This window comes from Sphingomonas sp. SORGH_AS_0950 (assembly GCF_030818415.1).
In the GTDB taxonomy this organism is placed as follows: domain Bacteria; phylum Pseudomonadota; class Alphaproteobacteria; order Sphingomonadales; family Sphingomonadaceae; genus Sphingomonas.
Genome location: NZ_JAUTAE010000002.1, coordinates 17,378 through 31,352 on the forward strand (window position 1 = coordinate 17,378; position 13,975 = coordinate 31,352).

The following is a 13,975-nucleotide window of genomic DNA, read 5'->3' on the forward strand; positions in this document are numbered from 1 at the left end:
CATAAGATGGCGCGTAAACAATCCGATTATCTGGCGGCCCTGCTGGCGGAGGAAGAGGGCGACGCCCCCTCCCCCAGCCCGGCCCGCGAGACCGTGGCGGAACGCAGCCGGGGCACGACGCTGCTCGGCCGCGAGTCCGCGCTCGCCCGCGTCGCCAGCGGCGAGGTGCGACAGGTCACGCAGCTGTTGCTCGACCCGGCGCGGGTGAAGATTTGGCCCGGCAATGCCCGCAATTACGACCTGCTGACCGAGGCGCATTGCCGCGAGCTGATCGACTCGATCATCGCCGAGGGGGGGCAGAAGGTCCCCGCCGTGGTCCGCCGGATCGAGGGCGATCCCGATCATGACTATGAGGTGATCGCAGGCACGCGGCGCCACTGGTCGATCAGCTGGCTGCGCGCCAACAGCTATCCCGACATGGTCTTCGTGGCACAGGTCGCGCAGCTGGACGACGAGGCCGCGTTCCGCCTCGCCGATCTGGAGAACCGCGCGCGCGCCGATGTCTCGGACTATGAGCGGGCGCGCAATTACCTGGCCGCGCTGACCACCCATTATGGCAACCACCAGACCCGCATGGCCGAGCGGCTGAAGCTGTCCAAGGGCTGGCTGTCCAAGATGCTGAAGGTCGCCGCGCTGCCCGACGAAGTGGTCGCCGCCTTCGCCTCGCCGCATGAGGTGCAGCTGAAGCCCGGCTATGCGCTGGCGCAGGCGATGCAGGACAAGGGCGAGGCGTCGGCCATCATGAGCGTGGCTCAGTATATCACGCGCCAACAGGCCGAGCGGCGCGAGGCGGGGCAGTCGCCCATCCCGGCCAGCGAAGTGCTCCACCGCCTGCTGACCGCGCGCAAGATGATGCTGGGCGAGGATGGCGAGCCGGAACGCTACAGCTATCACAACCGCTATGGCCGCCCCGTATTGTCGGTCCAGTCGGCCAATCGCCAGGGCGTGACGGTGCGGCTTCATGCCGGTTCGGGCGCGGATGTCGAGGAAATCGTGACGGCGCTGCGCGGCGCTCTGGCGCATCTCGAGCAGGCGGGCAGGGGGCTTCAACCCTGATGTTTCCCCGGGGAAACACGCTTGCCCGCCCATCTTGCATGTTTCCCCGGGGAAACATGCGCCGGGGTCATGACGCATGAGCACGAAGCCCAAGGACGGATCGGCCGAACAGTTCGAGCTGTTCCTGCCCTATCTCGCCGACCTGCCGCTGCGCGACCAGCGCGAGATGATGGAGCGGCCTTTCTTCAGCCTGGCCAAGTCGAAACGGGTCAAGCCGATCGACTATCGCTCGCCCGACGGCAAGCTGTGGGTCCATGTGTCGGGCAATCCCGATTACGGCATGGCGACGATCTGGGATGCCGACATCCTGATCTATTGCGCCTCGATGCTGGCCGACATGGCCAGGCGCGGGATCAACGACGTGCCGCGCAAGCTGCACCTGATGCCCTATGACCTGCTGCGCGCGATCGGGCGCCAGCCGACGGGGCGTGCTTACGAGCTGCTCGGCCAGGCGCTCGACCGGCTGGTGTCGACCACGGTCAAGACCAATATCCGCGCCGAGAACAGGCGCGAGGCGACGTTCAGCTGGCTCGACGGCTGGACGCAATTGGTCGACGAAAAGACCGAACGCTCGCGCGGCATGACGATCGAGCTGTCGAGCTGGTTCTATGAAGGCGTGATGATGACGGGCGGCGTGCTGTCGATCGACCGCGCCTATTTCGACATTTCGGGCGGCCGCGAACGCTGGCTGTACAAGGTCGCGCGCAAACATGCCGGCGGGGCAGGGGAGGGAGGCTTCGCCATCTCCATGCCGACCCTGTTCGAGAAATCGGGGGCCGAGGGGCAATATCGCCGCTTCAAGTTCGAGATCGCCAAGATCGCCGAGCGCAACGAGCTGCCCGGCTATGCCCTGACGCTCGAACAGGCCGAGGGCAAGCGCGAGCCGAGCCTCAGGATGCGTCGGCGGACGGAAGGGGAGGGGGCTGGCCCCGCCGTCCCTGCGCGCCCGAAAAAGACCAGGGCCGCTACCGCGCCAGCGCCCAAGCCATCGACGCCGGAGGACACTGCGCCGCCCCCCGTCGATCACGACATGGATGCCAGCGGGCTGATCCGTCGCAGCGTCAAGAGCCTGTCGACCCGCTCGACCTTCGGAGAGATCACCGACGCGACCCTGGCCCTGCTGCGATCCGAATGTCCGGGCTGGGACTATCAGACGCTGCACGCCGAGTTCAAAGCCTGGGTCGAGGGCGATCCGGCCCGCACGCCGGTCAGCTATCAGAACGCCTTTATCGGCTATGTGCGCCGTTTCGACGCCAAGAACCGGCACTTGCTGCGCTAACGACAGGGGAGGGGGGCGCGGCAAAGGCGCTCCCCTCCCGCCATTTCAGCCGCTGGAATTGCGACGCAGGAGGGATGCGCAGCCTGAACGCGTTCCCGAAATATCGCGTGTTCGATCGTCGCTACGATCGCGTGGCCCGGCGGGTCGCCACTTTGAACCTCACCGCGCGGGATCGGTCGAAAACTGATTCAATCCGACCCGCTCCGACGGCGTCCGTCCCGCCTTTTCGATATATCGGGAACGGGCAACGATACTCCCGGAACGGTCGGGCGATACATCGGGAACGCCCATCACGATATTCCGGGAACGGATATTCGATATGTCGGGAACGCGAGGGACCCGAAAAAGCGCGTGAAATCGGTATTTTAGCCTGTGGAAAACACGGCTTAACCCTTTAAATCCCTTCTAACGCTCTAACCCTTCCGGATATGTTTTTTTGAGCTTTTTTGAAGAGCTTGATGAGTTTTCTGAATCAGTCGCCTTTTCGCTTTGGGTTTGCGGCCCATCGATTCACAAAGGGCCATGCCGATCGCACGCGAACATCGCTGGCTCTACCCGATCGACTGGCGCGAGCTGTCCGCGCTGATCCGCTTCGACCGCGCCAAGGGGCGGTGCGAGCATTGCGGGAGGCCGCACGGACGCGACATCGTGCATCTCGGCGACGGAACCTGGTGGGACGACACCCGCGCCCGCTGGCGCGACGGCCGGGGCAGGGGGGTCAGGGCGCTGCCCAGCCCCACCGCCATGATCCACGCGCAACCGGGCCTGGCAGGCATCGCCCCGCCCCTTCCGTTCCGCCGAACCCGCGTGATCCTGGCCAGCGCGCATCTCAACCACGACCCCGGCGACAACCGGCCGCGAAATCTCGCGGCGCTGTGCCAAGCCTGTCACATGCGCCATGATGCGGGGGAGCATCACAGGCGCCGGTTGCGGAACCGGTTCCGGGGAAGCGCCATTCGCGATCTTTTTGCCTGAGCGGGTCGGGATTTCCTTGCCGCCGTGTAAAGATAGGGAGACCCGCAAAATTCGCTACGAGCACCTGTCCCATAGTGCATCCTTCCGATACTTGCGCCGATGATGCACTATCAAATCTCGGGATCAAACACCTAGACCGGGGACTGATCGATATCGCGCTGTTCACGGGAATTATAACATACCCACGGCCGCCAATCAGAGTCTGGTTCCACCTATGCGCGATGATAAAAAAAGCCGGCTTTTTTTGCACCCATTCGCGAAGGCACCGTGTATTCCAATCTCATGCATGATGTCACACCGAGTCAGATACTGTCGGTTTCCTTTTTCTTTTGAATCATATGGTTTGGCGTGGTGAAAGGGGCGGCGTGGAACGCTGATTGCTCTGCTTCTGCGTGAGACATCGGGGGAGGGGGGCGCCGTCGATCAGGGGGCGCATCACTTTCACGGCAATACGTTTCAGGGCGAGGCTCGCGAACTCTGTGGTTTGGAGATGCAGAAATATCCGAGAACGGGAAAGCTTTCGGCGGGCTTCGGTAAATGTCTACCCGCCTATGAGCACCGTTTGGGCTATGATATGTTGGTCAAACGATCACCAGATGAAACCGGCAGATGGTTATGATTGGCGAAATTCAAACCCGATGTGATCTTCATCTATGGCGATCATGTTGCGCCTTTTGTCAGCGAGGGGGGCGGGGCGTTTTCCAATCCGATCTCATTCTGTTCCGGCGTTTGCGCCAAATCAAGTGACCGGCTTGCTCGCCGGGGTCTCCTGTCGGGTGGAACACATGGGCTGCAGGTCTTCCGGTTACCTCGATGGACCATAGCCGGCCATCTTCGGGCCAGGCGTGGTACCCGACGTAGCCTGATCCCTACACGGGTGGGCCGGGGAAGTGCGTATCTCAACGGACTGAATGGACATCGATTTCCATGCTGCAGTCGGTGTTTGACGGTGAAACTGGCAGCAGTTCAGTTTCTGATAATAGAACCAACGACATCAGGTGACGGGGCGGAGCTTTTGCGATACACGCCGTCGCTATCCTCCGACTCCTCTAAAACCCTCGGGAGCATTTTCTTGGTGATTGCTTACCAGTCCGCGATTGGCTCAAATTTGACGGACGCCCCGTCGAAGCAGGCTATCCGCACCCGATTGGTGCTGGGGCTAGCAGTGTTCGATTTTTTTGCGATATCGCTCGGCATGGTCGCGGTCGCTTTGGTTTATTTGGGACAGATCGACCATAAGCGCCTAGTGATATTCCTCCCGCTTCTATTGCCTGTCTATTATGCATTCGCGGCACGGCAGCATTCCTATCGGCTGAATACCGTTATCAATGCTGGATGGAGCATGAGCCGTGCTGGGCTGTCGTTCATTTTCGCGACCGCCACTGTCATTCTTGCTTTGTTTTTCCTCAAGGCATCCGATGAACTGTCTCGTGGATTGGCCCTGGCTGGCGGTTTGGTGAGCGTCGCGTTCCTGGTCATCGGGCGCGCTCTGTTCGCGACCTATGCCTATCGAAAGCTCGACGGCCAGCCGCAGAGCGAGATCGTTCTGGTCGACGGGCTGGAGCCGCCAGCCGTTTGCAATGCGCCGAAGATCGACGTTGCCCGACTGGGCCTAAGGCCGGATATCAACGAGCCAGCAATGCTTGATCGGCTCGGAAAGATCATCAACGGCGTCGATCGGGTCATCGTATCTTGCGAGCCGGGCCAGCGTGGCGCCTGGGCCCTGGCCTTAAAGGGGGCGGGGATCAACGTTGAAGTGCTAGCGCCAGAACTTGATGAGATAGGTGCCATAACCCACAACCGCTACCATGGCACCGCGACGGCGCTGATCGCGTCAGGGCCACTGACTCCGGTAGATAGGTTCCTGAAACGGTGCCTAGATTTGGCTTTAGCCATTCCCGCGATGATCATCCTCTCACCCTTCATGGGTGCGGTAGCATTGGCGATAAAGTTGGATTCCCCCGGGCCATTTTTGTTTAAGCAAAGTCGTATCGGCATGGGTAATCGAATGTTCGCCATGTATAAGTTTCGTAGCATGTATACTGACCGCCTTGATCATGATGCTAGCAAGCTTACAACGCGCAACGATTCCCGCGTAACTCGAATTGGCAAGTTCATTCGGGCAACCAGTATTGATGAGCTGCCGCAATTGCTAAATGTGATTCGTGGCGACATGAGCATTGTAGGACCTCGACCCCATGCGACGGGGGCGCTGGCTGGCGACGCACTCTATTGGGAGGTCGCCACGCATTACTGGAGCAGGCATGCGGTCAAGCCTGGCCTGACGGGTCTCGCACAGGTAAAGGGTTTCCGCGGAAATACGGAGACCAGCCTCGATCTGATGAATCGACTTCAGGCCGATCTGGATTATCTCGAGGAATGGTCGCTGGGCCGGGATATTTCGTTGATCATCAAGACTTTCGGCGTTCTGATCCACAGAAATGCCTTTTGAGACGAGCATTTAGTTTGGCTGGTTCGGGGGGCGGGGCCTGCGGGCGGTGAGCGTATCCGACCCGTAGCCTTGCGGCGCCAAGCCGTCGCAGCGTAAGGTCACCTTGACACAGAGTGCTATCCCTTTTCAGAGGGGTAGCGCTTGTCGACCACCAGGCTCACCGCGCATCTGTGAAAGCCGCCTAATGAAACAGCATCTGAAACATCGGACTACCCGTTCCTGGGCGGAAAGCGGCGCTCTCGCAGGCTGGCGTCACCACCTGTTGTTTTTCATGGCGTTCATCGTGGTCATATTGGGCGGCGGATCAAACCGGGTCGAAGTGGCATCGCTGATCTATGTCCGCCCGCTTCTGGCGTTGTTGCTAGTCGCGATGGCGTTGTCAGTCGATCGCGCGGAGATGGCCGACAAGAAATGGCCATTGGCTCTTCTGCTGGCGGCGTTCGCACTGGTCGTCGTCCAACTCGTCCCATTACCGCCATCGCTCTGGGAGAAACTCCCCGGCCGCAGTCTTGATATTGCGGTCGACCGAGCGCTCGGTGGCGCAGCGCCGTGGCGACCATTGTCGCTGACCCCGGATCTGACGCTTCAGTCCGCGTTCTGGTTCACCGCGCCGGCCTGCGCCTTGCTCGGGGTTGCGATCGCTGAGCGGGGAAAACCGCAGACCATGCTGCACATCGTTATAGGCTTCATGGTTTGTTCGGCGGTCTTGGGCGGCTTGCAGGTCAGTCAGGGCACAGACAGCGGATTATACCTATATAATCGAACTTACCCTGGTTTCGGGGTCGGCTTCCTGGCAAACCGCAATCACGAAGCTGCGCTGCTGGCCTGCGGCTTCCCTATCCTGCGACTATGGTCGCTGCTGCCGGCGCGTTCCTTTGCCATCCAGCGTGGACGGCTGCTGGCGATGCTGGGCGGATGGATCATCTTTATTCCAGCGATTCTGCTTACTGGATCGCGGGCGGGACTCGTACTTGCGGTCGTCGGCATGGCATGCGCTTTCGTAATCGCGCCGCTGTCCGATTTTCGCAAGATAGGCGGGCAGTGGGGCAAGTATCTACCGATCGCCGGGATCGGCATATTCCTTCTTACGGTAGTTATAGTAACAGTCGCTGGCCGAAGCTTCGCATTTTCGCGCTTGATCGAGAATAACGCGGCGGATGACCTTCGAATAACCTATAGTAGCTTCATACTGAAGCTGGCGAATCAGTATCTACCGTTCGGAAGTGGGTTTGGATCGTTCGACACTATCTTTCGGCAAGCGGAGCCAGACCGTTACCTCAAACCGACATATTTCAACCATGCCCATAACGAATATATCGAAATCCTCATGAATGGTGGTATCGTCGCTATTTTTCTTGTAGTGGTTGGAGTGATTTACTGGGGTGTGACGGGATATCGGACTTTCTTTTCGAAATCGGAAAAAGGTTTCTCGATCTGGCAGGCTCGAACCGGCTGGGCAATCATTCTGATATTCCTTTTGGAAAGTGTCGTGGATTATCCATTGAGAACTCCACTTCTTGCATTTGTTTTTGCGATGGCGGCAGCGTGGATGAGCTACGGCAAGCAAAGAGTTGTCGGAGACTTTGGTTTACAAAGCCGAGACTAGGCCGTAGGGAGGGCGCCGCTGTCTTGACCGTGGGCTTTATGTCAAAAATACGAGATTTTTCGCTGGGCGGTATCGTTTTGATGACGGCCACTCTCATGGGGGGGTGTGCATCGAAACCCGCGCCTGTTAGGACCGATCTGTCGATGGTCGTTCCAGGGCAGTTGCCGCCCCCGAAGACGACGGACCTCATCATTCCGCCCCGGTCTTATCTGATTGGTCCGATGGACAAGCTGCAGATCGACGTGTTCGGCCTGCCCGAGCTTTCGCGTTCGATCCAGGTTGATTCTAGCGGTTATGTCTCGTTGCCTCTCGTCGGCCCGATTCAGGCATCTGGCAAAACGCCGATCGAACTCGGCGAAAGCTACGCTACAAGTCTGCGGCGCAGCTATGTCCGCGATCCGAAGGTGACGGTGAATTTGACCGACACCGTTTCGCAGATCGTCACGGTCGGCGGATCGGTCATGAAGCCGGGCAATTACCCGGTCATGGGTCGCATGACGTTGATGCGGGCACTCGCGCAGGCCGAGGGACTGACTGAGTTCAGCAAGCAGGACGAAGTCGTCATCTATCGGCGCGTCAACAACCGCGACATGGCGGCACTGTACGACCTGCGGGCGATCCGCCAAGGCGCTTATCCTGACCCCGATATCTATGCCAACGATGTGATCGAGGTCGGTGAGTCGCGTGGTCGCCGAATCTTTAAGGATCTCATTGGCGCATCGGCCCTTCTAACGGCGCCGATTGTCGCGTTGATAACACGGTGACTGGGGCATCCCGCATGAGCTCGTTACAGGAAGTTGCAGTCGCCGGTGGCGGCCATCAGGAAGGCGACCGCTGGTTGCCGGGCGCGATTGCGCATGTTCACAATGCCACGGACAGCGGCGTGTCGCTAGTCAATCAGCTGCTGAGCCTGCTGCGTCGTCGCAAGTGGGTAGTGGGCGGTTTCATTCTGTTCACGCTGCTGGTCGGTTTGTTGGTCACCATTCTCACGACGCCGCAATACACCGCGTCCAGCACGATCGATATCCAGCGTGAAGGTCGTAATTTCGCCTCGGTCGATGACAAGCAGAGCGATAGCGGCCAGTGGATGGATAACGAGTTTTACCAGACGCAATATGGCCTGTTGAAGTCACAGTCGCTAGCTGAACGCGTCGCGACGCAATTGTCGCTAGTCGATGATCCCCGTTTCTACGAACGCTTTTCGTTCAGCAAGGCGGAGTCATGGTTCGAAGGCGGTCGCCTGAAGCCAGGTGCCTCCACGCGCGATGAGCGTCTGCACGAAGCTGGCAATATTCTGCTCGATCACGTCGACATCGTCCCGGCACGCCTGTCGCGACTGGTGACGATCAGTTTCACGTCCCCCGATGCGGCGTTCTCGCAGAAGGTAGCGAATGCCTGGGCCGCACAGTTCATCCAGCAGACGCTGGCGCGCCGGTTCGATACCACGGCGTATGCCCGCAATTTCCTGGAGGGCCGACTGGAGAATCTACGCAAGCGCATCGACCAGTCGGAACGGGCGCTGGTGGATTATGCGTCGCGCGAAGCCATTGTGAACTTGCCGACGGGATCGGGCAGCAAGGATGGTACGAGCGTCGAGCGTCCGCTGGTCGCCGACGATCTGGCTGCGATCAACCAGGAACTGGCGCAAGCGACGGCTGACCGGATCCGGGCGCAGACCCGGCTGGCGAACAGCCAGGGCTCACAGACCAGCGAGGCGCTGCAAAGCTCCGGCATTGCGCAGCTCCGAGTGCGGCGCGCCGATCTTATGGGCGAATATCAAAAGATCTTGGTTCAATTCGACCAGGAATATCCGCCCGCCGTGGCTCTTCGCCGTCAAATCCAACAGATTGACGCGGCGATCTCGAAGGAAGAATCGCGCTTCAACGGGGCGCTGCGCGATACTTATAATGCCAGTGTCGCGCGCGAAAACGCCCTTCGCGCCCAGGTCAAGCAATATGAAACGCGGATGCTCGATTTCCGCCGGCGTAGCATTCAGTACAACATCTATCACCGCGATGTTGATACCAATCAGCAACTTTATGACGGCCTGTTGCAGCGCTACAAGCAGATCGGCATTGCCGGTGGCGTGGGTGTCAACAATATTGCGATCGTGGACAATGCGGATTTGCCGCTGAAGCCGTCTCGCCCACGCCCGCTGATCAACATGTCGATCGCCTTGCTGGCCGGTCTGCTGCTCGGTATCGGTGCTGCCGTCGTGATCGAACAGATGGACGATCGCCTGCGCGATCCGATCGACATCCCTCGCGGGTTGCATATCCCGCTCCTGAGCACGACGCCGAAGGTCTCGGGCGAAAAGATTCAGGATACGCTGCTCGACGTCAAATCGGCGCTGTCTGAGGCGTATCTGTCTCTTCGGACGGCCTTGTCGTTCTCGACCTCGCAGGGCATACCCCGCACCATCGCCATCACCAGCAGCCAGCCCGCAGAAGGCAAGTCGACGACGAGCCTGGCCCTGGCCTATACGCTGGCCAGAACGGGAGCCCGGGTTCTGCTAATCGATGGCGACATGCGCTCGCCGTCGGTGCACCATATGCTGGGCGAGAAGAACGAGCGGGGGCTGAGCAACCATCTGTCGGGGCAGACTGGGACATTCTGGTTCCCCGCTCAGGTTCCGGGCCTGTCCGTCCTGACCGCCGGACCGCAGCCGCCCAATGCCGCCGAGTTGTTGACGGGGGGAGCGTTCCGCAAGCTCCTCGATGATCTCCGGGCGGATTTCGACCATATCATCATCGACGCACCGCCGGTGATGGGGCTGGCCGACGCACCGTTGATCGGCAGCGTAGTTGAGGGAATCGTGTTCGTGCTCGACTCGCAGGCTACCCGGCGGCCGGTGGCGCAGGTCGCGGTTGGACGCCTGAAGGGCGCGCAGGCCCACGTTCTCGGCGCGCTGATGACCAAGTATGATGCACGCAACAGTTCCTACGGGTACGGCTATAACTATCATTATGGCTATGGCGACGAGGCCGAGGACGGGGCCGGGGCCGAACTGCAAGGTCGTGCGCAATGACCTTCCGAGCTGGAAGGTTACGGATAATCGTCGTCATTGTATGCGGAATCCTGTTGGTCCCGCTGTCGCTGGCTGTCAGCGTAGCGGGCGTTCTCGCCTCGTCCAATCCGCTGGGGGCACTCACGTGGTGGCCATGGTCGGCAACGGCGAACGGGAACGCTAGCGCTCTGCTAATGACCAAGCCCGGGCAGGCTGATTACTCGCTCGCGCAGGCAATGGCCGAAAGGGCGTTGCGCCGACAGGCCCTTATCCCGGCTGCAGCCCGGGCGATGGCGCTGATTGCTGTTCTTCGTGACCGGAATCCGGCGGTGGCCGAACGGTTCATGAATCTAAGCGAGCGCATGTCGCGCCGCGACTATGCGACGCAGCTGCTCTTCATTCAAACGAATGTCGAGCGCGGTGACGTCGGCTCGGCGCTCGTCCACTATGATCGCGCTCTTCGCACCAGCGAAGAGGCGCGGACGACCTTGCTGCCGATCCTGGTGGCGGCTGTCGGTGACGAGGGTATTGCCCACGAACTGGCGCCTTTCCTGGCGCAACAGCCCATGTGGAAGGGAGATTTTCTCACCGCTCTGGTGCTGAACGGGCAGAATGCTCGCAGTATCGCGACGCTGCTGGCGGCGTCCCGGCTCCAGCTGGATCACCTCGCGGACCGAGCTTTGTTCGTGCAGGGGATGCAGCGTATCGTCCAACTCGGCGATCCACGGCTGGCCTATGCCACTTATCGCCGCGTTGGCGGCAAAGGGAAGACCACATTGCTGGCCGACGGGGATTTTTCGACCGATCCCGTTTTGCCGCCGTTCGACTGGTCGTTCAACGATGCCGGGGGCATATCCGCCGTTCGCGAACAGGGCGATGGCGGAAAATGGGCGCTCCGTATCGACCTTCCGTCCGGGAGCAGGGGGTGGGTCGCCCGTCAACTGGTGATGATGGAGCCGGGACGCTATCGCCTTTCGCGGACGATCTCAGTCGACGGTTCGGGCGGGAGCGATGGGCAATTGTCGATGACCGTCAACTGCATCAACGGGACCGTTTTGATGCATGAGGACAAGATGATGTCCAGCCGGACAGCTTTCGACATGACGGTGCCTGATGGATGCATCGCCGCCTGGGTGGTGATCGAGGGCGTGGGCCCTCTGGATGGCGCCGTGACGACTTTCCGTCTTTCTGACGTCAAACTCACCCCGAAGTGATCAGCATTGTATGTCTAGGTTTACCGAAGACCGTATAGCGCGGGTCATTGAAGTGATGGCGATGGTCCGCTATCGGGTGAGCTGTGCGGCCCGTGTCTGCGCAGCTATCCAATGAAGAAGCCCATCATCCTCAACAATGTTCAGATCGCCCGTTTTTGGGCGGCGCTGGTCGTTGTAGTGAGCCATGTTCAGCACGAGGCCCATCAAGGACTGGAGCATATCGTCGACCGCGCCGACCGGCCCCGCTGGTTCGACGGCGCGGTCGGCGTCGATGTCTTCTTTGTGATTTCCGGACTCATCATGGTCCTGTCGTCGCAGAAGTTGCACGGGCCGGCCGGGATGGTCGAGTTTGTCAAGCGGCGCCTGACGCGGATCGTTCCGCTCTATTGGATATTTACCCTTCTGATGGTGCTTGCGTTTACGCTCACGCCGAGCTCCCTGGCGCACCATGAAGGCGGGCTCTGGCAGCTTGTGTCGTCGCTCCTGTTTATACCAGTGCGGGACTCGATGGGCGGCATCCAACCGGTGCTGGCGCTGGGCTGGACGCTCAATTACGAGATGCTGTTCTACGCTATCTTCGCTCTGACCCTGCTTGTACCCAAAAGCTACTCGCTAGGGACGGTCGTGGCGGTCATTTTGGCATTGACGCTGATCGGGTTGGTGGTGCCCCGGAACGGATGGGCCCCCCTGGTATTCTGGACCGATCCGATCATGATCGAATTCGTCCTAGGTATTCTTTTGGCCCAGGCGGTCCTGCGCGGCTGCGTGATCAACTTCCCAACCGGACTACTTCTGATCGTCGTCGCGATTTTGCTACTGAGTGTGACGAGTAGGATGCTGTTGCTCAATACGCCGTGGCGCTGGCTGGTCGCGGGTAGCCCCGCTTTGCTGATCGTGGCTGGCGCAGCGCTGGGACCGCAGGCGGGGGACCGGCCATTGTCGCGCTTGTTCAGATTCTTAGGCGACAGCTCCTACGCCTTGTATCTCTCCCATCCCTTCACCATCAACCTGCTGGTCATCGTGTGGCGCAAGCTGGGCTGGGCCACGGGTTCGTTCATTGTCGCTGGAACGGTCCTGTCCATCGTGATGGGGGGGCTGACCTATGTACTGCTCGAGCGGCCTATTCTCGATGCCCTGCATCGCCGACCGCTTGCGCTGCTGCGCTACCCTCTGGTGCTTCGGGTGCGCGGCAGCCATCGCGGGCCGCGTGTCCCATGACGGATAGATCGGGTAAGATGCGCATCTGTGAGGTGATCGAATCCGCAGCAGGCGGGTCCTGTCGTCATATGATCGATCTGTGTGCCGGACTGGCAAGGCGAGGCCATGACGTCCATGTGATCTATTCGCCCCTGCGCGCCGATCCGCGCTACGTGGCCGAACTCGAGGCTCTGTCGGTCACGCTTCAGACGGTTGACATGCACCGCAGCATTGGGATGCATGATTTGCGGTCCGCACGCGATCTCGCGCGCGCCATTCTGTCGGCCGGACCCTTTGACATCGTGCATGGCCATAGCTCGAAGGCCGGAGCGTTGATTCGGCTGATCCCCGTCGCCGGGGCGCGACGGGTCTATACACCGCACGCATTTCGGGGGCTGGATCCCTCAGCAAAGTTGGTGACGCGATGCGTGTTCGACGGCGCGGAGGTGATGCTGGGCTATCTTCGTACCGATGCCGTCATCACGGTGTCGCACGAAGAACTGGATTTCGCCCGTCGCCGCCATATTGCACCCGGTCGCTGTCACGTCATTCTGAACGGAGTCGTCGATCCGGTAAGCGCCGATCGGCGAGAGGCGCGAGAGGCGCTAGGTGTGCCGTCGGACGCCGTGGTGATCGGCTTTATCGGGCGGCTGACCGCGCAGAAGAGCCCGGAACGCTTTTTGGAAGCGATGATCCGCCTGTTGCCGATGGCAACGTCAGCCTATGCGGTGATGATGGACGACGGCGAGAATGCCGGGGCGCTGGACGATCTGCTGAAGGCGCCTGCGCTTCGGGAACGCTTGATCAGGCTGAGGGGGCTGCGGGCGAGCGATTATCTGCCCGGCTTCGATATGCTGATGATGACCAGCCGTTACGAGGGGCTGCCCTATGTAATGTTGGAAAGCCTCGCGGCCGGGGTGCCGATCGTCACCACCGATGTCGCTGGTGCGCGCGATGTGATCGCAGACACCCAATGCGGGGTCATCACGTCGAACGGACCGGGCGCGGTCGAGGAACTGACCGCAATCGTACTAGAACTCATTACAAATCCGGGCCGCCGTGCAGAAATGGCGGCCCAAGCCCTGTATCGCAGCGGGCAGCTGAACGGTCCGCGTATGGTTAGCGAAACCGAGGCTTTGTACAGGTCGTTATGTGATTAGCCTGCTCGCTGACATTGAGGGGCAATCCG

At 60.5% G+C, this 13,975-nt stretch carries 10 protein-coding genes; all 10 read left to right on the forward strand.

Going from position 1 to position 13,975, the window contains the following annotated elements:
* The first annotated feature begins 6 nt into the window (after positions 1-6).
* The 10 genes from QE385_RS18855 (at position 7) to QE385_RS18900 (ending at position 13,946) form a co-directional block, all read left to right on the forward strand.
* On the forward strand, positions 7-1,056 hold the full coding sequence (locus QE385_RS18855) for a ParB/RepB/Spo0J family partition protein (protein WP_307104887.1): 1,050 nt from the start codon (positions 7-9) through the stop codon (positions 1,054-1,056).
* Between the two features lie 76 nt (positions 1,057-1,132).
* Positions 1,133-2,335 (forward strand): replication initiator protein A, encoded by a 1,203-nt coding sequence (locus tag QE385_RS18860; RefSeq protein ID WP_307104888.1) that lies wholly within the window; start codon positions 1,133-1,135, stop codon positions 2,333-2,335.
* A gap of 522 nt (positions 2,336-2,857) precedes the next feature.
* Positions 2,858-3,310, forward strand: a complete 453-nt coding sequence (locus QE385_RS18865; RefSeq protein WP_307104891.1) for a hypothetical protein — start codon at positions 2,858-2,860, stop codon at positions 3,308-3,310.
* A 1,075-nt stretch (positions 3,311-4,385) separates the two neighbouring features.
* Complete coding sequence (locus QE385_RS18870) at positions 4,386-5,762, forward strand: exopolysaccharide biosynthesis polyprenyl glycosylphosphotransferase (RefSeq protein ID WP_307104970.1); 1,377 nt, start codon at positions 4,386-4,388, stop codon at positions 5,760-5,762.
* A gap of 184 nt (positions 5,763-5,946) precedes the next feature.
* The gene (locus QE385_RS18875; protein ID WP_307104893.1) at positions 5,947-7,368 is read left to right on the forward strand and encodes an O-antigen ligase; all 1,422 of its coding nucleotides are present in this window, start codon (positions 5,947-5,949) and stop codon (positions 7,366-7,368) included.
* A gap of 29 nt (positions 7,369-7,397) precedes the next feature.
* Complete coding sequence (locus tag QE385_RS18880) at positions 7,398-8,132, forward strand: polysaccharide biosynthesis/export family protein (RefSeq protein WP_307104973.1); 735 nt, start codon at positions 7,398-7,400, stop codon at positions 8,130-8,132.
* A 14-nt stretch (positions 8,133-8,146) separates the two neighbouring features.
* Positions 8,147-10,396: a polysaccharide biosynthesis tyrosine autokinase gene (locus QE385_RS18885; protein WP_307104895.1), complete on the forward strand. Its 2,250-nt coding sequence runs from the start codon at positions 8,147-8,149 to the stop codon at positions 10,394-10,396.
* Positions 10,397-10,569: 173 nt separating this feature from the next.
* Positions 10,570-11,589, forward strand: coding sequence for a hypothetical protein (locus tag QE385_RS18890; RefSeq protein ID WP_307104898.1), 1,020 nt, complete (start codon positions 10,570-10,572; stop codon positions 11,587-11,589).
* A gap of 111 nt (positions 11,590-11,700) precedes the next feature.
* Entirely contained in the window at positions 11,701-12,807 is a 1,107-nt protein-coding gene (locus QE385_RS18895) for an acyltransferase (protein WP_307104901.1), read from the forward strand.
* 17 nt (positions 12,808-12,824) lie between these two features.
* The gene (locus QE385_RS18900; RefSeq protein ID WP_307104903.1) at positions 12,825-13,946 is read left to right on the forward strand and encodes a glycosyltransferase family 4 protein; all 1,122 of its coding nucleotides are present in this window, start codon (positions 12,825-12,827) and stop codon (positions 13,944-13,946) included.
* The last annotated feature ends 29 nt before the right edge of the window (positions 13,947-13,975 follow it).